At 60.0% G+C, this 26,173-nt stretch carries 24 protein-coding genes; 6 read left to right on the plus strand and 18 right to left on the minus strand.

Annotation, left to right across the window (positions count from 1 at the left end):
* Positions 1–17: 17 nt before the first annotated feature.
* Positions 18–1,352, minus strand: coding sequence for a lactonase family protein (locus AC1RWL_RS23165; protein ID WP_493096187.1), 1,335 nt, complete (start codon positions 1,350–1,352; stop codon positions 18–20).
* Positions 1,353–1,420: 68 nt separating this feature from the next.
* On the opposite strand from AC1RWL_RS23165, the gene AC1RWL_RS23170 reads away from it, so the two are divergent.
* Complete coding sequence (locus AC1RWL_RS23170) at positions 1,421–2,329, plus strand: LysR family transcriptional regulator (protein ID WP_493095959.1); 909 nt, start codon at positions 1,421–1,423, stop codon at positions 2,327–2,329.
* Between the two features lie 41 nt (positions 2,330–2,370).
* Here the strand turns inward: AC1RWL_RS23170 and AC1RWL_RS23175 are convergent, their stop codons facing one another.
* The 4 genes from AC1RWL_RS23175 to AC1RWL_RS23190 form a co-directional block, all read right to left on the minus strand.
* The gene (locus AC1RWL_RS23175) at positions 2,371–2,895 is read right to left on the minus strand and encodes a nuclear transport factor 2 family protein (RefSeq protein WP_493095958.1); all 525 of its coding nucleotides are present in this window, start codon (positions 2,893–2,895) and stop codon (positions 2,371–2,373) included.
* On the minus strand, positions 2,892–3,941 hold the full coding sequence (locus AC1RWL_RS23180) for an alpha/beta hydrolase (protein ID WP_493095957.1): 1,050 nt from the start codon (positions 3,939–3,941) through the stop codon (positions 2,892–2,894). Before AC1RWL_RS23180 ends, AC1RWL_RS23175 begins: the two co-directional genes overlap by 4 nt.
* A 23-nt stretch (positions 3,942–3,964) precedes the next feature.
* A complete protein-coding gene (locus AC1RWL_RS23185) occupies positions 3,965–4,729 on the minus strand; it encodes a helix-turn-helix domain-containing protein (protein ID WP_493095956.1) in 765 nt (254 codons plus the stop codon).
* A gap of 171 nt (positions 4,730–4,900) precedes the next feature.
* Positions 4,901–5,224: an ArsR/SmtB family transcription factor gene (locus AC1RWL_RS23190; protein ID WP_493095955.1), complete on the minus strand. Its 324-nt coding sequence runs from the start codon at positions 5,222–5,224 to the stop codon at positions 4,901–4,903.
* 85 nt (positions 5,225–5,309) lie between these two features.
* Between AC1RWL_RS23190 and AC1RWL_RS23195 the strand changes: the two genes are divergently transcribed.
* Positions 5,310–6,497, plus strand: coding sequence for an MFS transporter (locus AC1RWL_RS23195; RefSeq protein ID WP_493096186.1), 1,188 nt, complete (start codon positions 5,310–5,312; stop codon positions 6,495–6,497).
* A 127-nt stretch (positions 6,498–6,624) separates the two neighbouring features.
* Here AC1RWL_RS23195 and AC1RWL_RS23200 read toward each other — a convergent pair whose 3' ends face one another.
* The 6 genes from AC1RWL_RS23200 to AC1RWL_RS23225 all read right to left on the minus strand — a co-directional run bounded on the left by AC1RWL_RS23200 (position 6,625) and on the right by AC1RWL_RS23225 (position 13,328).
* Entirely contained in the window at positions 6,625–7,623 is a 999-nt protein-coding gene (locus AC1RWL_RS23200) for an ABC transporter ATP-binding protein (protein ID WP_493095954.1), read from the minus strand.
* A 19-nt stretch (positions 7,624–7,642) separates the two neighbouring features.
* Complete coding sequence (locus tag AC1RWL_RS23205) at positions 7,643–8,671, minus strand: ABC transporter ATP-binding protein (protein ID WP_493096185.1); 1,029 nt, start codon at positions 8,669–8,671, stop codon at positions 7,643–7,645.
* A gap of 5 nt (positions 8,672–8,676) precedes the next feature.
* Positions 8,677–9,573 (minus strand): ABC transporter permease, encoded by an 897-nt coding sequence (locus AC1RWL_RS23210; RefSeq protein WP_493095953.1) that lies wholly within the window; start codon positions 9,571–9,573, stop codon positions 8,677–8,679.
* Between the two features lie 10 nt (positions 9,574–9,583).
* Positions 9,584–10,537 (minus strand): ABC transporter permease, encoded by a 954-nt coding sequence (locus tag AC1RWL_RS23215; protein ID WP_493095952.1) that lies wholly within the window; start codon positions 10,535–10,537, stop codon positions 9,584–9,586.
* Between the two features lie 61 nt (positions 10,538–10,598).
* Positions 10,599–12,257, minus strand: a complete 1,659-nt coding sequence (locus AC1RWL_RS23220) for an ABC transporter substrate-binding protein (protein ID WP_493095951.1) — start codon at positions 12,255–12,257, stop codon at positions 10,599–10,601.
* Positions 12,258–12,422: 165 nt separating this feature from the next.
* Entirely contained in the window at positions 12,423–13,328 is a 906-nt protein-coding gene (locus AC1RWL_RS23225; RefSeq protein WP_493095950.1) for an NAD(P)-dependent oxidoreductase, read from the minus strand.
* Positions 13,329–13,438: 110 nt separating this feature from the next.
* Here AC1RWL_RS23225 and AC1RWL_RS23230 point away from each other — a divergent pair, with 110 nt between their 5' ends.
* Positions 13,439–14,800 carry an MmgE/PrpD family protein gene (locus AC1RWL_RS23230; RefSeq protein ID WP_493095949.1) on the plus strand — a complete coding sequence of 454 codons (1,362 nt, stop codon included), beginning with the start codon at positions 13,439–13,441 and terminating at the stop codon, positions 14,798–14,800.
* 18 nt (positions 14,801–14,818) lie between these two features.
* On the plus strand, positions 14,819–16,426 hold the full coding sequence (locus tag AC1RWL_RS23235; RefSeq protein WP_493095948.1) for an amidase: 1,608 nt from the start codon (positions 14,819–14,821) through the stop codon (positions 16,424–16,426).
* Positions 16,427–16,433: 7 nt separating this feature from the next.
* Here the strand turns inward: AC1RWL_RS23235 and AC1RWL_RS23240 are convergent, their stop codons facing one another.
* From AC1RWL_RS23240 to AC1RWL_RS23255, 4 genes are all read right to left on the minus strand, one after another.
* Positions 16,434–17,444 (minus strand): ABC transporter permease, encoded by a 1,011-nt coding sequence (locus AC1RWL_RS23240; RefSeq protein WP_493095947.1) that lies wholly within the window; start codon positions 17,442–17,444, stop codon positions 16,434–16,436.
* Positions 17,444–19,021: a sugar ABC transporter ATP-binding protein gene (locus tag AC1RWL_RS23245; protein WP_493095946.1), complete on the minus strand. Its 1,578-nt coding sequence runs from the start codon at positions 19,019–19,021 to the stop codon at positions 17,444–17,446. Before AC1RWL_RS23245 ends, AC1RWL_RS23240 begins: the two co-directional genes overlap by 1 nt.
* Before the next feature lie 14 nt (positions 19,022–19,035).
* Positions 19,036–20,157 (minus strand): sugar ABC transporter substrate-binding protein, encoded by a 1,122-nt coding sequence (locus tag AC1RWL_RS23250; protein WP_493095945.1) that lies wholly within the window; start codon positions 20,155–20,157, stop codon positions 19,036–19,038.
* 148 nt (positions 20,158–20,305) lie between these two features.
* Entirely contained in the window at positions 20,306–21,298 is a 993-nt protein-coding gene (locus AC1RWL_RS23255; RefSeq protein ID WP_493158488.1) for a polysaccharide deacetylase family protein, read from the minus strand.
* A 35-nt stretch (positions 21,299–21,333) separates the two neighbouring features.
* Here AC1RWL_RS23255 and AC1RWL_RS23260 point away from each other — a divergent pair, with 35 nt between their 5' ends.
* Positions 21,334–22,224, plus strand: a complete 891-nt coding sequence (locus AC1RWL_RS23260; protein ID WP_493095943.1) for a LysR family transcriptional regulator — start codon at positions 21,334–21,336, stop codon at positions 22,222–22,224.
* Positions 22,225–22,294: 70 nt separating this feature from the next.
* Here AC1RWL_RS23260 and AC1RWL_RS23265 read toward each other — a convergent pair whose 3' ends face one another.
* From AC1RWL_RS23265 to AC1RWL_RS23275, 3 genes are read right to left on the minus strand one after another with little or no spacing between them, the layout of a single operon-like run.
* Positions 22,295–23,035 (minus strand): isochorismatase family protein, encoded by a 741-nt coding sequence (locus AC1RWL_RS23265; RefSeq protein ID WP_493095942.1) that lies wholly within the window; start codon positions 23,033–23,035, stop codon positions 22,295–22,297.
* 37 nt (positions 23,036–23,072) lie between these two features.
* A complete protein-coding gene (locus AC1RWL_RS23270; RefSeq protein ID WP_493095941.1) occupies positions 23,073–24,299 on the minus strand; it encodes a CaiB/BaiF CoA transferase family protein in 1,227 nt (408 codons plus the stop codon).
* On the minus strand, positions 24,296–25,150 hold the full coding sequence (locus AC1RWL_RS23275) for a citryl-CoA lyase (protein WP_493095940.1): 855 nt from the start codon (positions 25,148–25,150) through the stop codon (positions 24,296–24,298). The genes AC1RWL_RS23270 and AC1RWL_RS23275 overlap by 4 nt, the downstream gene beginning before the upstream one ends.
* Before the next feature lie 279 nt (positions 25,151–25,429).
* Between AC1RWL_RS23275 and AC1RWL_RS23280 the strand changes: the two genes are divergently transcribed.
* Positions 25,430–26,170, plus strand: coding sequence for an IclR family transcriptional regulator (locus AC1RWL_RS23280; protein ID WP_493095939.1), 741 nt, complete (start codon positions 25,430–25,432; stop codon positions 26,168–26,170).
* Positions 26,171–26,173 lie beyond the last annotated feature (3 nt).

Raw genomic sequence — 26,173 nt, forward strand, 5'->3', positions numbered from 1 at the left:
ACCGTACCTATAAAACTCTACCGCGCGACGATGGTATGAACCCCAGCCGGCAACCTGATCTGCCGGCCCGTGTTGACAAGGGCCGTCGCTCCTTCGGTTTCGATCCGCCAAATCTCGACCGAACCGCCCAGCGGCACCTTCTCGTCGCGGTAGCGGTTAACACCGACAAAGAGGGAACGGCCGGTCTTGTCGAAGGCAAGGCCCTGCGGGAGCACGCCAGCCACCGGGTACTCGCCGTGCTGTGTCAACCGGCCCGTTTCAGGGTCCAGTTCGTAGAGGCTGATCGACGCGTGTTCCGTCCAATCGGGGGAGCCATCCGGCTTGCCGGTGCCGCGCAGGTTGGACGAGACAAGGAACCGCCCATCCGGAGAGAATGCGATCGTTTCGCCGCCCCATCCTCCCAGCGCGATATGCGGCACCGTGTGTCGCGCGGCATCACCCGTCGAGCCGGCATCCGCCACGCGAACTGTGGTCAGAATACCTTCCCGAACGCCATAGAAACCGGCGGTATCGACACCCCATTGCACGTCTGATGTCACATAGTAGCGGCCATCGGGCGAGAAGCGCCCAACAAAGGGAAACTTGTTTGTCTGGACGCGGTTGCCCCACGGGCGAACCGCCGTCACCGCGCCCGCGGCGGTGCGTTCGATCTCATAGAAGGCGACCTGGCCGCGATCGACCAGATTGACGGCAACATATCGGCCGCTCGGGTGCCATTGCAGCCAGGTCGATTTCAAAGGAATGAAGCCGGTTGAAGGCTCAAGGCCGAGGCCAAAAGCGGCAACCTCGCCGAACTTTCCGTCCTTGACCGGTACGAATGCAAGCTCCTTGTCGGCATCGACCGTAATGGCGGCGATCAGGTCTCCCGCCGGATTGAGGTGAATGGCCTGAGGTTGTTTGCCAATCCGGACGCTGTCGATTTCTCGGGCGGTGGTGCCCTCTATATGTAGGGAACGCACAAGATTGCCCTGCTGCAACTCGTCAAGGCGCTCCGCGCCGGCGGGCCGCTTCAGAAAGGTCTCCGCTATGAAAGCGAAACGGCCATCGCCAGAAATGTCGAGTGCGCCGGGAGGGCCGAATGTGGAATTCGATACCGACGTCAAACCAGGCTTCAGCGAGTCAAACGGCGATGCGATTATGGAAAGGGTATCGCCGTGATTTGTGTCCACCGGCCCGAGAAGGCCAGTCTCATAGACAGTCGGCACCATATCGGTGTCGGACAGGACAAAAAACCGCTCCTGCGACGCGGCTTGGGCGAAGGCGGCAGAGTTGAGGGCTGACAGCGCTACCGCCGTCGCCAAAGATAAAATTCGCACGATTGGGTCTCCATTGAGGTTTTGCTCCTCAAGCATTCCCACGGACGCTTGCATTCCTCAAATCGATATTGAATATCTCTATATTCTGTTTTGGAATAATGCCGATGAACCTTGCCGCCGTAGACCTCAACCTCCTCGTCGCATTCGACGCCCTTCTCAGCGAAGGCTCCGTCAGCGCGGCGGCCAGCCGTATCGGCATCAGCCAGCCAGCGATGAGCAAGCGCCTCGCCAACCTTCGGGCACTGTTTGCAGATGACCTGTTCGTTCGCCATGCCGATGGCGTGCGTCCAACTGAGAAGGCCCTGGATCTTGCAGATCCGATCCGGATGTCCCTGCGCCAAATCGAAGAGGCTCTGGGCGACATTGCCAAGTTCGAGCCCGGGCGTTCCCGCAGAGTGTTCCGCATCGCCACCACGGATCACGTTGCCGCCACCCTGATGCCGCTTGTGGCAGCAGCCCTTCAGGAAAAGGCGCCGAAGGTTTCGATCATCCTGCGCAGCCTGCATCGACAGGACATCGAAGAGGGCCTGGAAAGGGGATCGATCGACCTTGCCATCACAATTCTCCCGGACGCCTCGACCACGATAAAGCGCGCCCAGCTCTTTCACGTCGACTGGGTCTCCATTGTTTCCACCGCGCACCCAGAAATTAGGGACGAGCTGACGCTGGACCTCTTTCTAAAATATCCCCATCTCGTGGTAACGCATGTCGGAGACCTGAAAGGCTACATCGACAGGATGCTGGACGACCGCGGCTTGAAGCGGAATGTCGTCTTGAGCCTGCCCTATGCGTTGGCGGCGCCGTCCATCGTCGCGCAGACATCTTTTATCTGCACCCTGTCGGCGAACATCCTTCAACTGTCTGACGCAAAGGGCATCAAATCGTTCCCGGTTCCGCTCGAATATTCCGGTTACCGGGAGACCATGCTCTGGCATCGACGCAATGACAGCGAACCCGGCCACAACTGGTTGCGACGCCTCATCATCGAGTCTAGCGAACGCCTTGGGGCTTGAGAGCCTCTCAAAACTCTCCAGCCCCAAACGCTCAAACTGCACTATTTAGCGGAATTTCGCTCGCCTGCCCTTCTCACCAGGTCGCGATCTCCCCATTCGTGGGTATAGACCATCGTCAGGCCGGTTATCTTCCAGTCCCCGCCCTGCTTGGCCAGTTGATACCTGTAGTGCCCCAGCAGCACCCACAGGTCTTGCCCAATACGGTGGGACGCCTGAAAATCGGCCTCCGCCACTGCATTGTCCTGACCACTCTCGACGATTGCGTGATTGGTGACGAGATGAAGCGTCTGATCGAAACCGGGCAGGAAACCGGACCATTGCGCGACGATATCAGCGCCGGATTGCGTGGTGGGAGAACCGCCCCACAGGCTTGTATAGTCGAGGGTAACCTCGCTGGAGAAGGCATTGCGGACCCGTTCCCATTGGTGCCGATCGGCGCCGGCGGCCACGTCCGTGATGGTGTCGATGATGGCGAGACGATCCTCGACACTCAAGGGTTCCGCATTCGCACCCGAATTTTCTGTCGCGATCATGGCTGCGGCCAGCAGGAGAGTTTTCGCGTTCATTGCTTGCCACCTTCCTTGCCGAAATGTGCCGCGACTGCGTCCGCGGCGGCATCCACCGCGCCCGGCTGGTCGTAGAAGTCGAACTGGGTGATATTCTCCAGCCAGACCTGCGAGGCATCGCCGCGGAGTTGGCTGAAGAATGCATGCGCCCCCTGCGGAACGGCAGCCGCCTCCGAATGGACGATCAAGGTGGGCTTGGAAAGCGCCGCGCCAATCGCGACCGAATCGTATGTCAGCCAAGGCTCCCAGGAGGCTAGGTTGAACTTGTTGTCGTATTGCGGGACAAGCCCGCGCCCGGTTTCGGTGTAATAGGGAACCTGGTACATCAGCGCGCCCGCATCGGATGCGCTCGCAGCCAAAATCACGCGGGGTTTGCCGTTGGCCTCGGACGCCTCGGCCTCCCGTGAAGCGCCGATCAGCTTGGCCACCCCTTCCGCCCCGCCATAGACATCTTCGACGATTTCCCTGTTGTGCAGCCACGGGGCCACCAGCGCGACGCGGGTGAACGCCGCGCTTTTGGCAACGGCCGAGGCCATGTAGCCCGACGAGGCGCAGATGCCGAGGCCGGAAATCCTGGCGGGATCCACCTCCTCGACCGTCGACAGGAATGCGGCCGCAGCCAGAATGTCTGCGGTCTTCTCGGCAGGATCTTCCTTGAAGCGGATTGACCCGCCGGATTCTCCCCAGCCGCGAAAATCGAAGGCCAAAGCGACATATCCCCGTTCGGCCATCTCGCGGGCATAGTGGCCCGACATCTGTTCCTTGATCGACGTCCACGCGCCGGTTACGACAACGGCCGGCGAGCGTGCGTTCTCGCCCGCCTCGTCCGGAATGTAGAGCGTGCCGACAAGGGGCTCGCCCTCGTTCTCGAATGTCACACGCCTCGTCTCCACCTCGGCGAAGGCCGATGAGGACAGCAGCACACTACCCAATGCCGACACAATCCTTGCCCATTTCATGAAACATCTCCCTTGCATGAGTGCTCCATGAAACTTGCGCAGGGAACGGCTTTGCGCAGGCGCAAATCCGGGCAAAAGGCAGGTCAATCTTGCTCTAAAGCGTGACGGCGTCAGTCGCGGCGGAAGGTGCCGGGTGTCGCACCGGCATGACGCTTGAAGTGGACGGAAAAACGGGAAACATCACCGTAGCCGACACGATAGGCGATTTCGCCCACCGGCAGGGATGTCGCGCGAAGCAGCAATTTCGCCTGCTCCATGCGCCGACGAATGACATATTGATGCGGAGGCTGGCCAAAAGCCGCCTTGAAGGCGCGCGCGAAGTGATAGCGGCTCATAGCCGCTTCGCGCGCAAGCGTCGTCAGGGAAAAGTCGCAATCCAGATGGGCCTCGATATAGTCGACCGCACGCCGCAGGCGGCGGTCCACCCGATCTTTAGCCGGGAGCCGATTCTGCCAGAGCACCGCGCCAAGATGCGATGTGAGCGCGAGGTCCATTGTCTCGCGATACAGCGCCGTCCGATCGGTTCGCTCCGCGGCATTCCGGATCAAGTGAACGAGCAGAGGATCGAGGGTGCCGACCAGCGGTTCGAAGGCACGCGAGGCGTCGATATCGACATCTTCCAGCAGTTCAGGAGCGAATTCGGCATAGATGTAGGAATGCGGCTCGTCATATTCACAAATGCCGGATGTCCCCGCAGGCAGAACCCATCCCTCTCCGGCGATAAGCGGCCTGTGTCGCAGCCGGTCCGATACGATGGAGATACGGTGCATTTGCTGCGAGACGTTAAAAAGCCCTAAGGCCAAACGTGGCAGCGTAAACGCCCCGCCCCCGGGCGGTACGTCCATCTGCTGCACAACAAGGCCATCTGTTCCCATCACATCGTTTCACATGACTTCGCCATCGGACCGACGGCGGCGCCTCATCCTTTTAAAGGCGATCATAGTGCATGGACGATTGAAATTGAATGGGCGCGCACTCGTCTTCCCGCACGCCGCGCCCGCGCGGGTGTTTTGCATCGCGCTCATCCTGGCAGGAATCACCGGCCTCTAAACATCGACGGAGGCACCCAGCACCGAGCCGATCAATCCCGGGAAGCGCGCCTCCAGGTCGTCGTGGCGGATGGTGAGGCGGCGGCCGCGGCCGAGCGGTTCGTTGCGGATGACGCCCGCCTCGCGCAGAACCTTCATCAAATGCGATTTGGTCGATTTGGGCATCGAGGGGTCGGAGAGATGGCATTGCGCCATTTCGAGCGGTCCATCGGCGAGCTGGCGCACGATGGCCAGACGTTCCGGATCGCTCAAGGCGAAGAGCACGTCGGTCAGCCGCAAATCGTGGCGGGCGGGGTGGTGAAGGTCGGTATCGGACGCCATGGTTCGAATTTAGTTGAACCGTTGTGAAAATGATAGTAGAGAATTGTTCGAAATTATTCGAACTATCAGGTGTACCTTGACGGATATGACGCAATCCATGCCGCTGCGCAGCCTTACGGGCTTTCGCATTACCCTTGCCGGAATGGCCGTCATGATGGCCGGCGCCAGCGCGCCCTCGCCCTTCTATCCCGTGCTTCAGCAGGAGATCGGCTTTTCGGCGGCGATGCTGACCGGCATCTTCGCCGTCTATACCGTTGCCCTGCTTGCCTCCTTGCTCGTCACGGGATCGCTGTCCGATCATGTCGGCCGGCGGCCAGTCATATCGGGGGGCTTTGCGCTGATGGCGCTGAGCCTGCTGCTGTTCTGGCAGGCGGGCGACGTGGCCGGATTGATGGTGGCGCGGGTGCTGCAGGGCATTGCGGCCGGGATGCTGCTTTCGGCGCTGTCTGCAGCGGTGGTCGATTTCGAGCCGCAGGACAGGCCGGGCAGCGCCTCGGTGTGGAACTCGGTCATTCCATTGGGCGGACTTGCCATCGGGGCTCTCGCGGCGGGCATCTTGATGGACGTAACCGAGATGGCGGAAGCGGATGTGTTCGGCACCCTGGTCGCCGCCTATGTCCTGTTTGCCGCCGTGATCTGGTCCATCCCCGAGACCGCGCCGCGGCACGGGGGTGTCTGGGCCTCGCTTCGGCCGCGGATCGGCGTCCCGGCTACGGCCGCCAAGCCCTTCTGGCGCAGCGCGCCGGCCGTTATCGCTGGCTGGGCGACGGGCGGGCTCTATCTTGCGCTCGGCGCACCAATCATCCGGCACGTCTTCGGCGCCGAGCATCATCTGACGCAGGCGAGCGTCATCGTGCTGCTCTGCGCGGCCGGCGCCGCCGCCTGTTATGCCGCGCGCGGCCATTCCTCGCGGCAGGTGACGCTTTACGGAACCTCGGCGCTTTCGATCGGCACGGCGTTGACGCTTGCCGCGATCGCCTGGCAGTCCCTGCCGGCCTATCTCGCCGCCCTCGTCATTGCCGGGACGGGCTTTGGAACCTGCTTCTACGGCGTGTTGCGGTCCATCGTCCCCACCGTTCGACCAAACGAGCGCGGCGAACTCTTCGCCGCCCTGTTCACACTCAGCTATCTCGCCTTCGGCCTGCCTACCCTGCTCGCCGGTATCGCCGTCGGCGCCTTCGGCCTGACAGCGACGACGCTCGGTTATGGCACGCTGATCGTGCTGTTCTCGGCGACAGCGGGCCTGTTGCGGAAGTTCGGGACCCAGTCTTGAGTCGATTGAGCTGGATTTGTGATGGATAGGTGTTGAACCGGTCCCTATGTTCCAGATCTCACTTGATCTCAACGATTTGAGCAGTCACCTGCAGACCTTTTGCAGGCTGAAAATTGGTTGTGCCCCACTACAGAATGCAGCGGGCAGTGTGACCGGTCGAAATTTCGGTCATCTCGGGCATCGCCGCATTGCATTTAGGGATAGCCTTCGAGCAGCGCGGGGCGAAGGTGCAGCCTGGAGGCAGGTTTGCCAGATCAGGGGGCGAGCCAGGGATTGGATTGAGCCGGTCACCGCGCGTTCCGGCGTGCACAGTCGATCGAAGCAAACCTTCGCAATACGGGTGCGATGGATTTTGAACGACGTCCTCTATCGACCCGTATTCGATAAAGCGTCCTCCATACATGACCCCGACCTTGTCGGACACTTCGCAAGCGACACCGAGGTCATGGGTGACGATGATGGTGGCCATTCCAAGTTCGCGCTGTAACTCGCGAAGAAGCAACAAGATTTGGATCTGCACGGTGGCATCCAACGCCGTCGTGGGCTCGTCCGCAAGAAGCAGTCTCGGCCGGCACACCAGTGCCAGCGCAATCATCGCTCTTTGCCGCAAGCCACCCGACATTTCATGAGGGTAAGCCGCAAGTCGCGACTTTGCGGAGGGAACCTGCACAAGTTCGAGAAGTTCGAGCGCACGCCGAACACTTTCGGCATGCGAGACGCCATCATGATAGCGTACCGACTCCGCGATCTGCGTTCCGATGGTGAAGACTGGATCCAAGGCCGTCATGGGTTCCTGGAAAATCATCGAGATCAGGCGCCCCCGGATTTTTCGCAATTCGCCTGGCCGTTGCTTGAGGATATCCACGCCGCCCACCACGATCGATCCCCCTATTCTCGCGGTGGAAGGAAAGAGACGCATGAGCGCGCGGACGGTGACGCTTTTTCCCGAACCCGATTCACCGAGAAAGCACAGGGTCTCGCCGGCGTTTAGCTGGAAGCTCACGCCATTGACGACGCCAACATCGAAATCCCGTGAGACAAAGCGGACCGTCAGATTCCTGACATCGACCAATGGCGCGGCAGTGGGCGCCATAGAAATATCGTTCGATAGCATTTGGACTTGCATCGTCGTCTCCTCAACGAGATTAAGCTAGGCCGCGCCCGGAACTCGCATGACAGGCGGCAAAGTGGCCGTCATCTCGCGCGGAGAGGACTGGTTCTTTCTCCGAACAGATCTTCTCCGCAATTGGGCATCGTTTACGGAAACGGCACCCCTGCTGTAACTGGATGGGATTGGGAGGATCGCCGGTCAGGGGAGGATTCGATACCCGCCGCTTCGGGTCCATCGACAAGCGAGAGGCCAGGAGTGCACGCGTATAGGGATGGCGAGGCGTCTGATAGATGTCGCGAACCGGCCCGATCTCGACCACGGTGCCGAGATACATGACGAGGACCCTGTCGCTGATGTACTGGACGACATTCAGATCATGGGAAATGAAGAGATATGTCAGCTTCAGCTTGGCCTTCAGATCCTGGAGCAGATTCAGCACCTGGGCCTCGACGGATTTGTCGAGCGCCGAAACGGCCTCGTCGAGGATTGCCAAACGTGGACGCAACGCCAGTGCGCGCGCGATGTTGACACGCTGGCGCTGCCCACCGGAAAGTTCGTGCGGATAGCGCTGGGCGAACATCGATGGCGATAACCCGACCATGCCGAGCGTTTCGCGCGCCTGCTCCACAGCCGCGCGTCTGGGCATTTCGTTCGCCCTAAGCCCGAACACGATCGAATCTTCGATCGTCAGGCGCGGATTGAGCGTGGCATAGCTGTCCTGAAAGACCATCTGCACCTGCCGCCGCAGGCCGCGGACACTTTCCGCAGACGAAAAGTCGACCGACCTGCCATCGATGCGGATATCTCCGGTATCGGCATGCAGCAGATGAACGAGAAGTCGCGCCGTTGTGGACTTGCCGCAGCCCGACTCCCCCACTATCCCCAAAGTCTCCGCTGCCGCGACGTCGAAGGAAACATCGTCGACACTTCGCACATACTGCTTGCCGGAGCCGAAAAAACCTCCGCCGACCGGGAAGTATTTCCGGAGATTTCGCGCAGCCAGGAGCGGCGACGGAGCAGGTACGATTGCAGCGTTTGCGCTGCCTGAATCACGGGCGTCCATATCGATCATACCCTTACGTCCATTGCCGAGCGCAAACCGTCGCTGATCAGGTTGGTGCACATCGAGACGACAAAAATTAGAACCCCGGGGAGGATGCAGTTAAGCGGCGCAACGTAAATCGCTTGCCGGAGCGTGTTCAGCATCAGCCCCCATTCGGCTTGCGGTGGCTTGATGCCGAGACCCAGAAAGCTCAGGCCCGACGCCAGCACGATCGATACGCTGACGAGGCTGGACGCGAAGATCAGGATGGGCGCGACCACGTTGCTCAGCACATGGACCAGCACGATCCTCGTCGCGGACGCGCCTGTCGCCCGCGCTGCCTCGATGTAATCCTGGCTCCGAACTTGGGTCGTCACACTTTCGGCAACGCGTGCAATCGGAGGAATGAAGACCAGGGTCAGAGAAACCAAGCTGTTCAGCAGCCCGGCACCGAGAACGCCCGATATGGCGACTGCGAGCAGGACCGACGGAAAAGCATAAAAGACGTCGATCGTCCGCATGATCATCATGTTGACACCGCCACCCGCGTAACCGGCGATGACACCAAGGCTGCCTCCAATCAACGCCGCGATGATCACCGGGGCAAAACCCATAAACAGGGACACGCGGCCGCCATGGAGCAGGCGCGTCAGCAGATCACGCCCGAGCTCGTCGGTGCCGAGCAGATGACTATCGTGACCAACGGGCAGAAGCCTTTTGGAAATGCTTGTCTGGTAAGGATCGAAAGGCGAAATCAAGGGAGCGAATATCGCCAGCAACACGATCGCGAGAAGGATCGCCGCACAGATAAGCGAGACTTTGTCGCGACGGAGTCTTTTCCAGACAATTCGCCAGAAGCTGCGGGAAGGTCTGGTTTCCTCCATAGGTCCGGCAACCTGCGTAATGGTTATATGCTCGACCATTGAATTGCCCCTAGCTTCGCTTGATGCGTGGGTCGAAAAGGGTCTGCGCGATGTCTACCGCCAGATTGATGACCACGAAGAACATCGACAGGATGAGGATCGTCCCCTGGAGGATCGGAAGATCGCGCGTGAAAATCGCGCCGTTCAGGAGAAAACCGGTTCCCGGCCAGGAGAATACGGTTTCGATGAGTATCGACCCGCCCATCAGATAGGCCAGCTGAAGACCCATGATGGCGAGTATGGAGGGAGCCGCGTTCTTGAGGACATGTAGGAAGACGCGCCTCGGCGGAAGCCCCTTCGCATAAAGTGTCTGGACGAAATCCTGCTTGCGCAGCTCCGCGACGGTGCCGCGGACGGAACGGGCGATAATGCCGGCCGGGATCACGGAGAGTGAGATTGTCGGTAAGATCAGGTGACGCAAGCTTTCCCAGTTCATCGAGAAGCCGGCCGAGCCGCCGGAACCCATGCCCATGGCCGGGAGGAGATCCAGATTTACGGCAAACATGACGATCAGCACCATGCCGAGCCAGTAATTCGGAACGCTGATGCCGCCGACCGACAATGCCATGACCCAGCGGTCAATATAGGAACCGTCGTGATAGGCCGCAATCAGACCGAGACTGAGCCCCAGGATGAAACCGAGACAGACGGCGGCAAGCGCAAGGATCAATGTATTGACGACAGCCGGCAACACCTCGTCGAGTACCGGTCGGCGGGTCATGATCGAGGTTCCGAAATCGCCTGTGACGACATGCTGCAGCCATGTCAGATACTGGATCGGCAAAGGTTTATCGAGGCCGTAGGCTACTGTCAGCTCACGCACCACCTCTTCGGAAGCGCCTTCGGGAATCACCGCGCTCAATGGATCTCCGGGCGCCATGTGGATCAATGAAAAGCAAAGAATGGAAACACCGATGGCGATCGGAATCGTAAAGAATACCCGCCTCAGGATGTAAGAAAGCATGGAACTGTCCTCGGGACACGGAGCGACGCGCAAACGCGCGCCGTCCCATTCGTCCGGTTGTTTAGCGTATCTCGACGGGCGTCAGATCCTGCAGCCAGCTCTGGGCCTGAACGAATCCACTGACTGTAGGTGCAAGGGCGCGCGGATTGAGGTCATGCACCATCCAGATCCACATGGCCTGATCGACCATCACCCCATGGAGTTCAGCAAGGATCTTGTTCCGCTCCTCCGTATCGAAGGCATTCTTCGCAGCAGCCGCGAGTTCATCCGCTTTTGGATTCGTGAATTTACCCCAGTTGTATCCGCTCGGCGGCGGTTCGAACGAAGCCGCCGCCTTGATCAAGCCAATATCTGGATCCCAGAAGGCCCAGCTGTTGTTGACACCATCGCGCCCCTTGTTTTCCGGTGCGAAGGCCCCCGCACGACGGCGCGCGCGCAGCGCTTCCCAATCAAGCACTTCAAATTCCATGTCGATGCCGACGTCTCGGAAGTTTTCCTTGATGAACTCATTCATCTGGATCGGTTGCATCTGGCCCGAGCCCGACGGGGCAATGACGATCTTTATCTTGGCGGGCTTGTCCGGTCCGTAGCCCGCTTCCGCCAGAAGCCGCTTGGCCTCCTCCGGATTGTAGGTAAGGTCGAACGTCGGCTTGCCGAACCAGGGATGGCCTGGCGTGATCATACCCTTGGCAGGAAGCGCCATTCCTCCCAGAAGCGCGACGAGACCCTCCCGGTCGACCGCAAGATTCGCGGCCTTGCGGACACGCACGTCATGGAAGGCCGAGTCTTCCATTGCGCTGATTTCGTAGCACCAGACATGGGGATAGCTGTTCGTCACAATCTGCATGCCCGCGGACTTGAGCCGCGGAATGGCATCCGGCGGCGGCGCCTCGATCCAGTCGACCTGACCGGACAAAAGAGCAGCGACGCGGGTGTTGGAATCGGGCATCGGCAAGAGTATCAGGCGCCCTGCCTTCGGCACGCGGCGCTTGTCCCAGTAGGTTGCGTTGCGGACGAGTTCCACTCTCTCGCGCGGGACGAGGCGGTCGAGCACCCAAGGCCCAGTTCCGGCCGGATTAAATGCGATCTTGTTCCAATCCCCGCCAAGCTCCTTCCAGCGCGAAGGGCTGGAGAAATAGATGTTCGCCAGATTGTAGACCAGCACCGCATCCGGCTGCTTGGTCCTGATCTCGACTTCGTATTCGCCAAGCTTGGCCCATGAGACTATACTGACGAAATATTGCGAGGCCTGGATGGATTGTGCCTGATCGAATTGCGGGGCGTCCTTCTTACCCAGTTTTTCGAAGTTCCAGATCACGGCGTCCGCATCGAAGCCCGTCCCGTCGTGGAATTTCACGTCGCGCCGAAGCTGGAAGATCCAGCGCGTCCTGTCCGCCGGATCGACGGACCAGCTTTCCGCCAGTGCGGGAATAAGCGCGGCCGCCTTGTCCGCCGACGACAGGTCCCACTGAACCAATCCGTCATAGACGGTGATCCCCATGAAGCGCAGGCCTTCCGTTCCCTGGCTTGGCGCGCCCGTGGTAAGCGGTATGTCGGCGACCGTCATTGCGACGCGGACAGCCTTCTCCTCAGCCGCCACCGCGATATCCCACCAAGGAAGCGCTACAGCCGCGGATCCACCGGCCACCGCCGCCAGAAGCCTCCGCCGCGATAGACCACCGCTCTCCACGTGATCCGATGAATTTTCACTTTCAAGCATTGATGCCTCCCGTTTGAAATCCCCGCAGCGCCTTATCGAGCGCTTGCTACGAACCGAACTTCGCAAATGACGTGCCAGATGATTTTTGGCCGGGTTCCGCGTGCTCTGGTCGTCCCCAGAGCAGATCAAGTGTCGTTGCCGAAGACAGCCCTGTTCCGGGGGAAGTCAGTTTCGGGGAAGGGTCGGAAGCGTCAGTTCCCCCCAAGCCTCGTACATTTTCACGATGGTTGTGAAATCTTCCGTCTGCCTGCCGCTCGTCCAGCCGCGCCACAACTGAAAGACATGCGCGGCCAAGGGCGCCGGCATATCGACGTTTTCAGCAAGTTCCAAAAAGAGGGAAAGGTCCTTGCATGCCAGCGCGTTGGTCGCGCCATAGTCAAATGTCCGTGGCAAGATGGCCATCGGGAACTTGGCTTCCGTTGCCGAGTTTCGGCCTGAGCCGGTGTTGACGATGTCTACCAGGACTTTCGGGTCAAGACCGGCCTTGGCGCCGGTGACAATGGCCTCGCAAGTCGCCACGAGAGCTGTGAAGTTCAGCATATTATTGATAAGCTTTGCTTTTTGCGCCTGCCCTGGTTCCGGTCCGACCACGAACACGTCGGAGGCGATCGCTGAGAATGCCGGGCTGGCAAGCTCGATCAGGGACCCTCTACCGGCGGCGATCACGGTCAACTTCCCTTCCCTCGCCCGCGGCACGCCGCCTGTGACCGGCGCGTCCACGAAGCCTATGCCGGCGGCTTCAAGTCGCCTGGCAGCCGATAGGGCCGCCTCCGGTCCCGTGGTCGCAAGATTGACGATGCAACGCGGCTTCCCGCCGGAAAGAATGCCCTTTTCGCCGAAGTAAATTTCCTCGTCGGCTTCCAGCCCCGGAAGGCAGGTGAAGACGATTTCCGCCCTCTCGGCCGCTTCGCCGGCTGTATCAGCCCATTCAGCCCCACGTTCGACAAGCGCAGTACCGGAAACCCTTCTTCTGCTTGATACCGTTAGGGGAAAGCCTGCCTTGAGAAATCTTTCCGCGATGGGAGCGCCGATAGCGCCAAGGCCGATGAATGCGAGAGATGGGCCGGTCATGCGTACCTCCTGGATGCCAATCCAACCCAACCAGCAAATTTCAGGCCAGAGGCACGATGGCATTCAAATTGCTTGGTTCTCCTCGACGACAATTTTGCAGGAGGTGGATGATGAACGGCTTCCATTTAACGGCGGAACTCTCGCGTTACGTTTCCCAAACCGGCTGGCCCGATTTGCCAGTGCCGGTTCGCCACGAAGCGAAACGCGCGCTGCTGAACTTCTTCGGAACCGCGATATCCGGTTCGCAGCAGCCTGCAATCGACATCGTGCTCGACTCGATGCGCGAACTGACCCCCAGCAACGCCGCCGCGGTGATCGGGCGCAAGGAAAGGTGCGATCTTCTAACCGCGAGTTTTCTCAATGCGGCAAGCGCCAATATTGCGGATTTCGACGATACGCATATCCCGACGATCATCCACCCCACAGCACCGATCGCTCCGGCAATCCTCGCGATCTCGGAGCGCCAGCATCTCAACGGCGAAGCATTCCTGACGGCCTTTGTTCTCGGTGTTGAAATCGCCTGCCGGATTGGCTTGGCACTTTCACCTGGTCACTACCGCAAGGGTTGGCATATCACGGCCACCTGCGGAGTCCTGGGCGCTGCCTTCGCTTCGGCCAAGGCGCTGGCCTTATCACTGGAGGCAACGACCTGGGCGGCGGGAAATGCGGCCACCCAGTCAGCGGGGCTGGTGGAGTGCCTTGGCACCATGTCGAAAAGCCTCGGAGTGGGCAATGCAAGCCGGAACGGACTGTGGAGCGCCCTTCTCGCACAACGGGGTTTCGAGGCTCCGGCCACGACCCTTGAGGGCGCGCAAGGTTTTTTTGCCGTGATGGGAACCGGCGGCGATCTTGCCGGCATCGTTGAAGGTCTTGGAACCCGATGGGAGATCCTCAACAACACCTACAAGCCCTACGCCTGCGGCGTCGTCATCAACCCGGTGATCGACGCCTGTCTTGAACTGCGCAGGCAATTGGCCGCGCCGGGACATGCACCAACCGAAAGTGTCATCTCTCGCGTGACCGTGCGCGGCACTCCTCTTCTGCTCGATCGTGCCAATCGCCCGAACATCCAAACGGCACGCGAGGCGCAGGTCAGCGCGCAGCATCTCGCAGCCGTCGCCCTTCTTCATGGCGCGGCCGGTTTGCAGCCCGTTACCGACAGCACGGTCTCCGATCGCCAGATCCACGCGCTTCGCGAGCGCATCGATCTCGTCTCGGACGAATCAATCGGACTTCAGTCCTGCGTCGTAACGCTTCAACACAGGGATGGACGCACGTTGAGCTCCTCCGTTTCCCAGGCGCGCGGAAGCCTGGAAAATCCGCTGACGGACAAAGAGATCGAGGAGAAATTCGAGCGGCTAACCGACGAAACCATTTCCCGAACGCAACGTGAAGCCCTGGTGGACGCCATCTGGTCCCTGGAAGAACAGTCGTCGGTGTCGCGCCTCCTGCCGCTGACAATACCGCGCTGACACAATGGAAAGACCGCAATGACCCACCTCGATATTCCATCATGCCCATCCGATCTGACGATTGCCGAGGCCGCGGCGTTAATGCGTGCCCGTCGCCTTTCTCCACTCGAACTGGCCGACGCTCTTTTGGCGAGAATCGACAGGATCGACGGCAGCCTGCACGCGTTCATCACGGTGACGGCAGAGGAGGCGCGTCAAAACGCCCGGGCGGCGGAGCAGAGATTTGCCGCAGGAACGCATCGCGGCGACATGGACGGCATTCCCTATGCGCTGAAGGACGTTTTCGACACCGCAGGTATCCGTACGACCTGCCACTCGAGATTCCTGATCGACAACATTCCTGCTCGCAACGCCCATGCGGTGGATCTCCTGAACGCATCGGGCGGGGTTCTCATGGGTAAAACGGCAACGTTTGAATTCGCTCACGGAGGACCATCCTGGGATTTACCATGGACTCCGGCCGTCAATCCTTGGAGCAGCCAGCACCTTCCGGGTGGTTCCTCATCGGGATCGGGCGCGGCGGTGGCCGCGCGCCTCGTTCCTGTGGCGCTCGGCACAGATACCGGCGGCTCGGTACGCTGGCCCGCTGCCGTCTGCGGCATCGTCGGCCTCAAACCGACCTACGGTCTCGTCAGCCGCACCGGCGTGTTCCCCAACAGCTTCTCGATGGACCACTGCGGCGTCATGGCACGGTCGGTCGAGGATTGCGCCATCGCTCTCCAATGCATTGCAGGGCACGATCCCGAAGACCCGACCAGCGCCCGCCACTCCCTGCCGGATTACAGGGCGGGTCTGAGCCGGCCATTGAAGTCGGTGAGGATTGGCCTCGTGCGGCACTGGTACGCGGGTAGCGCCGAACCATGCGTTGTCGATGCGATCGACAGGGCCGCCGCTCACCTCGAGCATCTGGGGGCTCTTGTCGAAGAAGTCCAGCTTCCGCCCCTGCAGGCGTTCGAAGACTGCAAATCCTTGATCGCCATGAGCGAGATTCATTCGATCCATGCCTGGCGCCTGGACCATCAGCCGCACGAATTCGGCCAGTCGATGCGATCGCGGCTCATGCGGGGAGAATTCCTGTCCTCAAGGGACTATATCCGTGGTCTTCAATGGCGCGGTGAACTCGCATCGATAATGGTCGGCCACTTCCGTCAGTACGACGCCCTGGCCACAGCCGGCTGGCTTCGTACCGCCGAACCGAACCTGCCGGGAAATCCATTGTCAGGAGCGGGTTCCGCACCACTGGTAACGACACCGTTCAACGTCAGCGGCGCTCCCGCCATCGTCGTTCCATGCGGCGTTTGTCCGGATGGCCTGCCGGTGTCGCTCCAGATTGCAGGAAGGCCGTTTGACGAGACCACGGTGCTTCGTATCGCTTACGCCTATCAACAGAGCACCAAATGGCAGAGTAGGAAGCCTGCGGACCCGCTGGAGCCGCCCGCAACCCAGGGCAGACCAAAACCCGTTTCCTCAGAAACCTATTCTGAGGAACTGTTGCAGCAAGAACGGGAGAAAGCGATGCAAACCATCACAGCCCTGCGGAGCCGGGTGTGCCAAGACAACGACGGGCTCCGTGAACCGGCCCATGTCTTCGACCCATTGCGCCACGTCGGACGCAATCCATCCTGACGAGAGGTCAACCAAGATCGGAGACCTCCCTTCCCCTCGTCAATTGGGAAACCGTAACCGCCAGTATCAGCGCGCCGCCATTAAAGACATTTGTGACCCACAGCGGAATACCCAGCATGGTCAGGCCAGTTATACCCGTTCCCAGCACATAAACCGCTGTAATCGATCCCCACGCGTTGAACCGCCCAGGCTGCACCGATGTCGCCCCGAGGAAAGCAGCGGCAAACGCCGGCAGGAGGAAATTGAGCCCGGAATAAGGATCCGCCGAACCGAGCACCCCCGCATAGACGACCCCTGCGACGGACGCCAAAACACTGGACGTCAAAAGAGCGCCGGCCCGCACCCGGTCGACGGCAATCCCGTTGAGCCGGGCAACCTCACGTCCACGCCCGACAAACAGCATCTGGCGCCCCAAAGGCGTGTAGTCGAAGATGTACCAGAGCGCGGCACCCGCCGCCAAAGCGTAGTAGAACGCGTAGGGAATGCCCAGCAGTCTGCCGCCCACGACAGCTGTGACTAGGGTCGCATCAATTCCACCAATCGTGGTGGAATCCGTCATCCATTGCATTAGGCCCGTGATGAGGGACGTTGTCCCGAGCGTTACGACGAGGGACGGAACGCGAAAGAATATGATGAAAATCGTATTCACGGCGCCGACGGCACATCCCGCACCCATTGCAGCCAGAATTGCGACCCCGATCGGCAACTGATGCCAGACATTCAGCACGCCGATGACGCAGGACGACAAGGTCAATGTCGCTCCGACCGAAAGATCGTAGTCGCCAGTCGTCAGCGGAACGATGATCGCAAGCCCCAGCAAGGCGGCCGGCGCATAGGAGGCGAACATGATGCCGAAATTGCCCCAGGAGAGGAAGGAGTTCGGCATCAACGCGCCGAAGACGACAATGAGCATCAGCCAGACAACAAAAAGCGCCACACGCTCCAAGGTCTGCATATAGTCGGCACGCCGTTCCTTCAGGATCGCTTTCGCGGACATGGTGTTTTCCATTTCATTCATTATCGTTGGCTCCGGCCTTCCGGCTCGATTTCATTGGCCGCGTAGCAAGCTTCCGCGATCGCTTCCTTGCTGATCGCCTTGCCGGCGATTTCGCGGCTGACCTTTCCCCGGGCGAAGACCAACACCCGATCGCAAAGCTGCGCGAGTTGGTTGGCATCGGAGCTGGCGCAGATCACCGACATTCCCTGCGCGGCGGCGGCCCGCATGACCGAGAAGATTTGCGCCTGCGTCCCGACATCGACGCCCTGCGTCGGCTCGTCCAGCAGGAGCAGGGAGGGATCGAGTGCCATCCAGCGCGCGATAAGCACCTTTTGTGCATTGCCTCCTGACAGCATCGACAACTTCATCGCCGGGTTGGCCGGAGAAACCTGATAGGAAGCGCAGAGCGAGCTGGCCTCGCGCGCCATTGTGCGACCGTCAAGACGGCCACCTCGGTAAAACCGCCTGAAATCGGGTAAGAACATGTTCTCCGATACGGAGAGGGTTCCGATACCTCCCTCTTTTTGACGGTCGCCCGGCAGCAACGCGAATTTCAACCCCATCGCCCGCTTTGGTGTCAGGTCTGTGAGATCGATCGGCTCGCCGCCATCGATGGAGACCGTTCCGCTGCGGATCTTCCTCGCACCGAACGCAAGATAAGGAATGTCGTCATATCCCGAACCGACGAGGCCGGTGACACCGAGGATTTCCCCCTTCGCAACATGGATGCTGGTCGACTGCAATCTTCCGGCTGCCATATTATCAAAACGGAAGCGAACGGCTGTTTTCGTCTTCGTGCCTTGCGGGCGTGGCAGGACAGCCACGCGCCGACCTACGATCATTTCGACGATTTCCTCGTGTGCGGTGCCGGCCGTGCGACGTGTCCCGGAAAGAACACCATCCCGCAACACAGTTACCCTGTCCGTGATCGCGAGGATCTCCTCGATGTCATGGGAAATGAAGATGACGGACGATCCGTTGCGAGAGATCGAACGCATCAGCCGGAAGAGCTTTTCTACATCCGCCCGCCCCAGAAAAGGCGTCGGCTCGTCAAGCAGCAGCAAACCGGGCAGCCCGGTAATGCGCCTGGCGCTTTCAACGTCCTCGAAGGCGCGCGCGATCGCGAGTTGCACCTTCTGGACCGGAGACAGCCGATCCACCCTCGATGCCGGATCAAGATCGATATCCAGCCTTTCAAAAGCGTCCGCGGTGATGGCGCGTTCGCGGCGCCAGTCGATGAAGGAGCGCCGTGGTGCCGTTAGATCCTTGATCCTGAAATTCTCCAGAACACTCAGCGACGGCACGAGGCCAAGGTTTTGATGGACAAACGCCATCCCGAGGCTCCGGAACGCGCCGGGCTTCAGCGGAAGAGGAACAGCGGCCCCGTTGAAGCTCATGCGTCCGCCAGGATCCGGAGCGTGAAAGCCCGCGAGAATCTTGACGAGGGTCGACTTGCCCGAGCCGTTTTTCCCAAGCAGGCCATGTACCTCTCCGACATCCACGGCAAAGGATATGTTCTGGAGGGCGCGGGCGCCGCCAAAGCTCTTGGCGATCGCATCGAGTTGCAGAACGGGAGGAAGGCCGGGCGTCGCAATCATGGCGTCCGCTCCGCTCATTCTGCGTCCAGTCCCCAGAGTGTGCGGAAGCCGCTCACATAGCTGTCGCCAAAGCCCTTGTCGAAGGCAGCCGGCGTGCCTGCTTCGGCGATGTTGTTCTTGTCGAAGATGTAGAAGGGAACATTGAGAGCGGCCGGCGGCGTCAGCCCGCAAAGGCGTCGCAGATACCCGTCGATCGTTGCATAGGCGATCCAATCTAGGCTCTCACCGATATCCATCGTGATCTCGCCGCTGCGGATGAAATCGAGCGCGAACGGCGTACCGTTAAAACTTGCGACCTTGACCCTGCCTACCGACCCCGTCAGCCGCAAGGCAGGAACGACGAACTGGGTCATTCCGTCATAGATCGGTACGATTACATCAATGTCGGGATTTGCCTGAAGTGCCGACTGGACAGCCGGCTGGATCTTCGTGGCCCATTCGGTGACACCGGTATTGATTTCCTGCGCGATGGTGCACCCGGGGCAGTTTTCCTCCAGGGCCTTTTTGAAGCCTCCCACGAGCGGGCGCGTCGGCGGCGCCTCGTTCAGCACAAGCAGCAGTATGGTCGCCTTGCCCGCGGTATTGGCTGTCGTCCAATTGGCGAGGATCTTTCCGACCTCGTTGAATCCGATCGTCAACGATGCCGCAAGCAACGGGTGCGGCACATCGGACGGGTCATAGAAATGCGACGTCATCACCTTGATGCCGGCCTCGGTCGCCGCCCTGACCTGCGGCTCGACGGTCGCGGGATCGATCCCGGAAATAAGGCCGATCATATCGAACTTGTCTCGGATGGCGTATTCGAAGCCCTGCACCCATTGGGTGGGCTGGCCCTGACTTTCCCATTCCCGAACCTCAAGTCCGAGCATCCGCCCGACCTTGATCTCCCGCTCGATGATACCCTTGAGGAAAGGATTTGCGCTCGATGTTGGAATGGAAAGCAGCTTTTTGCCGGCGGCACAGCGTCTCGCATCGAAAGGCTCGCCCGGCGCCGTGAAGGACGGGTTTTCAGTGTATTTTTCCAGCGCCGCCTTGGCGCGCTCCAAACCCGATGCGGCGTCGTCGGCCAGAGCGTTTCCGGCCCATGCGAAAATAACCGAAGATAGCGTCAGAACGCTAAACAGCTTACCAAACATTGGAATCTCCCAGTATGCGGCCGTGTCCCGGTTTTATTTTGTCGGCGCGCATTTCATTGTTAAAGGCAAAGCAAAAGATCGATAATTACACCCGCCGTCTGAACAGTTCGGATTTTTGATCCTGAATGACGGCGAGCGAAAAAGCCGATCAGCCCGCTACGACCGCCTGCTGCTGGCGATACCAGTCCGCAATCTCGCAGCCCGTCGCAAACCACACCTCCTGGCGCGAAGCGATATGGGCGAGAGCCTTGTCGAAATGCTTGCTCCGGTGCGGATGCCCGATCAGGAAGGGATGCAGGCAGATCGCCATAACCCGCCCGGTTGTTGCCCCGTCCTCGTAGAGGACGTCGAACTGATCGCAGATGCTCTGCGCGAACGCCTCACCGCTCTGGCTGCGTTCGATAAAAGAAATATAATCGTTGATCTCGGCGGAATACGGTAACGACAACATCTCTCCGGACCTGACCTTCATGGGATAGGGCTGCTCGTCGTTGACCCAGTTTGCCACGTAGTTGATCCCGAACTCCGCGAGGATGTCGAGGCTGTTGCCCGACTCGGTCAGCGCAGGGCTGAGCCAGCCCGTCGGCGCGGTGCCGGTGGCGTCCGTAATCGTCTTCAGAACACGACCGATCAGTTCACGCTCTTCATCCTCCGGCTGACTGTTGATCATCGTATTGTTGTTCGGACCGTGCCCCATCCACTCCCACTTGAGAGCATTCCCGGCCTCTATGATCTGCGGGTAGTGCTGGCATACGTCGGAGTTCAAGGCGACGGTTCCGCGAATGCCGTGTTTGTCCATCACGTCCATGAGGCGCCAGATCCCGACACGCGCGCCGAAATCGCGCCAGGAATAATTGAGGACATCAGGTACGAAACCAGTCGTTGCCGGAACGACGGCTGGGCCTGGCCTGTCGAACATGAAATGCTCGATGTTGGGAATGATCCATACCGCCACCCGCGCACCGTTCGGCCACCGCAATGGCGGACGATCGACGATCGGCAAAAAGGGGAAGCGGTTGTGCTCCTGCAGCACGACTTTCGATAGCATGTAAATCTCCTCGGATGAAAACGGCGCGGTCGCATGCCGTCCGAACATCAGACTATCAAGCGAAGGACTATTGATAATGAGGCTGGAATTCATAATACTTCGGACTTAGTTTCCGAAATGGAGATCCGATGGACAGCCTCAGTTCGATCAGCGCATTTCTCCAGACCGCAGAAACCCTGAGCTTCACCCAGGCCGGACGGCAGCTCGGCCTGTCCTCATCCGCGATCGGAAAGACCATCGCCCGTCTCGAGGACGATTTGGGTGTTCGGTTGTTTCATCGCTCGACGCGAACCATGACCCTGACCGCCGAGGGGATGTTGTTTCTAGAACGCTGCAGGCGGGTCGTATCCGAGATGGAAGCTGCCAAGGCGGAGTTGGCGCATACGCAAGGCAAGCCGCGTGGCAAGCTGCGGGTGAGCTTGCCACTGGCAGGGATGCTGATGATGCCGACGCTCTCTGCGTTCATGCGTGCCTACCCTGAAATCGAGCTCGACCTGGATTTCACGGACCGGCTTGTGGATGTGATCGAGGAAGGATTCGACGGGGTCGTGCGTGCCGGCGAAATCCGCGACTCCCGCCTGATGACCCGCGTCCTGGGCACCTTTCGGTTCCAGCTCGTTGCATCTCCGGCCTATCTGGACCATCGTGGCGTGCCGCGTCGCCCGGCCGAGCTACTGTCTCATGCTTGTCTGCATCATCGATTTGCCACGAGCGGCAAACTGGAGCCCTGGCCGCTGAAAGACCGATATAGGGACATCGGCCTGCCGGTCACGGCCGTAGTGAACACCATCGAACCGCTGATCTACATGGCTGAACATGGTCACGGCATCGCCTGCCTTCCGGATTTCGCCATCCGCAACAAGCTCAGCGACGGCGCCCTGGTCTCGGTTCTGGAGGAGTTCCTAAGCCACGAAGGGACGTTTCGGATGCTATGGCCCTCCAGCCGATATCTCGCGCCAAAACTGCGCGCCCTGGTCGACTTCCTGGCCGAACACCTTTTCCCGCACGCGCCTCGTTGAGGCAGCTTATCTACCATCGACACCGTCTTCGAAAAAGACATGCCAAAGACAAGCCTCGGGCCTGGGTAAATCAGTGCCGCCCGGCTTTCGCAGCCGCGTATTCCCTCACCGCGGCGGCGGTGCACAGATCGCCGTATTTCATCCAGATGTCCAGAAGCGTCACGGTATGCGATATGGCAAGCCGATCTCCGACCGCGTCGACGACGACCGTCGGTCGCAGTCCGCGCGCCGCGGCGTCGACCACGGTCGCGCGCACACACCCGCTTGTCGAAAGCCCTGTGACGATGAGGGAATCGATGGCGTTTTCCGTGATAAACGCATCCAGCGGCGTTCCATAAAAAGCGCTCGCGGCGGACTTGTCGACAAGCACCTCGCCATTCCCGACCGTCAGTTCTCCAGGCAATTCCGTATACTTCGAGCCTATGGCAAAACTGCCCGGCATCGTTCTCTTGCACGCGAACGATACGTCTTTGCGCGTGTCGAGATCGAACGCCACCCGCGTCATGAAGACAGGCATGGCAATCGAGCGGGCTGCTTGCAGTACGGTCATCGCGTTTCGGAACGCTGCCCAGCCTTTGGAACCGGACGATGCCGGATATTCGTCGATCTGATCCAGAAGCGGTTCGTCGCGACCGAGATATGCGAGTTGGAAGTCGATCATCACAAGCGCGGGGCGCCTGCCAAGCCCGACGGATCGACCGTAGCGCAAAATCACTGCCTGCTCTTCTTCGCCGTGGATCAGGTCACGCCAGTTGGAAAGACACTGGTCTGGGTGCGTCAAGGTCAGGACGGCGTCGGAATCTATGGTCATTATGTGCTCCCATCCTGTCGTCGCGACCGTCCCGTCCTCACGATGCGGCCGCTTTGGGGAAATCCGTCAGCCCCTTTCCTGCTATCACACCGCCTCGGGCCAGCGCATTGATCTCCAGGCCCGAAAACCCGATCTGTTCCAGTATATCGCGCGTATCTCCGCCAATGGGAGGAGGATTGCTCCGCAAACCCAGATCCATATCGGGCATGACAATGGGAAGGCGCGGCAGGGCCGTTTCGACACCATTCGGCAACCTCGTCGGCATCAGCCCTCCTCGCGCCTGTAAATGTGGATCGCCGAACAGGTCTTCCGGCACAACGATCGGCGAGAAGGGAATTCGCGCCGCTTCGCAAACCGCAACGGCCTCCTCCATCGACAACTGACCGAAGAATTCGGCCAAGATCGGGAGCAACCGGTCACGGGCTTCGATCCGCATGTTGTTCGTCGACAGGCTGGGATCCTCGGCAAGATCGTTACGGCCTATCTGCGTGCAGAACCTTTCCCAATGATTGTCGGAGGTTATGCCGACGAAGATCATCCGGCCATCTCGGACGCCCAGAATATCATACACCGCCCAGGCTGAGACTCTCTCGGGCATAGGCGGGATGGGACCTTCCGATTGCGACGCATAGCAGAGATGCTGCCCCATCAGAAAAACCGCCGTCTCGTAAAGCGCCAGCTCGACCACCTTCCCGCTTCCAGAGTTTTCCCGCTCAAGAACGGCCACGAGAATGGCGATCACGGCAAAGAGGCCGCCGGTAATATCCACCACGGACGTGCCGGCCCTCAAGGGCCGCCCAGTCGGCCCGGTCATATACGCGAGGCCGGACATCATCTGAACGACCTCGTCCAGCGCCAGGCGATCTTGGTAGGGACCCGGCAGGAAGCCTTTCAGGCTGGCATAGATCAGCCTGGGATTGAGATGGGTAACCACGTTCTTACCCAGACCGAGCCTGTCCATCGTGCCCGGAGCGAAATTCTCGATCAGTACATCCGCCTTGCGAACGAGCCGATGAGCGATCTCCTGACCCTGGGCGGTCTTAAGATCGATTGCGATTGACCGCTTGTTTCGGTTGAAATAGCCGAAGTAGCCGCTGCCGAAACCCTTCAATCGACGGGTCGGGTCGCCGTCTGGAGCAGGCTCCACCTTGATGACATCGGCCCCGAGATCCGCGAGTACTAACCCACAGGACGGCCCCATTACCGTATGTCCGAAGTCCAGGACGGTAATGCCCTGGAGCGGCAGCTTTTTACCGGCGATCATTCTGCGCTCCCGTACCCTTCCTTCGGCATTTCCGTGAACAATGCTCTCGGCGCTGCCCCTTCGAAAAGATAGGGAACGGATGGCGGCATTGGCCCCTTGATACGATGGCCCTGCTTGCTCTGTTCACGAGCATGGGCGAGGATTCCGACCGAGCGTGAGAGAATGAACAGTCCTCGCGCATCGTCCGGGCCGAAACCGAGTTCGGAGAGAACGGTCGCGGTCGCGCCATCGATGTTCATGGCGAGCCGCCGGCCTTTGACCTTTGCAAGTTCGGTTTCGACGGCGCGAGCTATGGCTGTAAACCTGCCTTCAACTGCGCTGCGAGCGGCTGCGGCGTCAAGCATGTCGAGAAGCCTCACGGCTCGCGGATCGACGCGATGAAAACGATGACCGAACCCTTCGATCATCTGGCCATTGGCCAGCCTCAGGGCGATCTCCTCTTGCGCTGCAACCACCACCGATGCGCCGGCATGAACGCGCTGGTCGACGGTCCGATAGATTTCCATTGCCTGCTGGCCTGCTCCTCCATGAACATCACCAAGGACATTCACGGCCGAAGCCATGGCGTTGTTGATGGCAACGCCACACGTTGTCGCCATGCGCGCGATCGCGATCGAGGGAGCCTGCGGGCCGTGATCGACCGCGGCCACGAGCGCCGCCGCCAGCAAGGCGGATTGGTCAGCGGAGGCGAGCTCACCTCTGAGCATGAGCCAGATCATGTCCGAGAAGCTGATCGCGCCGATCAGATCCTCGATCGCATAGCCCCGAACCCGGATAGTATCCGGTGCGATGTCGATGATCGATGTTCGCCACCATTCCTTCATCGAATCCAGCGAAGCGTGATCCGTCATGCGAGTACTCCTCTGGACATGCATTGCGCTTGCGCAGGGGTCCAATCGTCGAATTCTCAAGTCTTGCCGCGTGATCCAGATTCATCATCGGAGTGAGCCAGGCGCAACCAAAAAATTCTGTTTAGCAGCATAATATTCTTTCTAGTAGAATTATGGGTGTTGCCTGTCGCTGTCAACTATCTGTTTCGATGATTGCCCGGGAGCGACGCCCTTGACCCGGGATCGGCAGCATTTTAGAAAACTGAGGTCGAGACACGTCCGAGCTTTCGGCAACGCACCGTGCTGAAGGAGACGACAATCGTCGAAAAAGAACAATCTGCTGCAAAGGTCGCCGGCGGCGTCGATGCGGTCGATCGCGCTCTGAGCATTCTGGCGTGTTTTCAGGAAGACGATACGTCTTTGTCGCTCCATGAATTGTCCGAACGCAGCAAGCTATACAAGAGCACTCTGTTGCGCCTCGCCGCCTCTCTGGAACGGGCTCATTATCTTATCCGCCTTCCCGACAAGAACTTTGCCCTTGGTCCGGCGGTCATGCGCCTGGGCAACATCTATCAGCGCAGTTTCAGGCTGGAGCACCTGGTTCGCCCGATCTTGCGCAAGCTTGTCGAGGAAACCGGCGAGAGCGCTTCCTTCTATCGGCGTGAAGGCAAGATTCGTATTTGCCTGTTTCGCGAAGATACCAGGCACGCCATCCGCGACCACATCAGGGAAGGTGACGTGCTGCCGATCAGTCAAGGTGCCGCCGGCCACGTTCTGGCCAGTTTCCAAAATCCGCCCGGAAACCCTGCCGAATGGGCAAGGCTTGTCGCCAGCCTGCCTTTGAAATCGTTTGGGGAACGTGATTCCGAGACGGCTGCCATTGCCGTCCCGATCTTCAACGGCTCGCGGACGCTGATCGGCGCTCTGGCTCTCTCCGGCCCGATCACCCGGTTTTCGGAACAGCGGGTCACAGAAATGTCGCGATCGCTGATGGGCTATGCGGAACAGTTAACAACCTCGCTGGGCGGCCGCTGGCTTTGAAAT

The sequence above is a fragment of the Shinella sp. GW821-FHT10F02 genome (assembly GCF_058809275.1).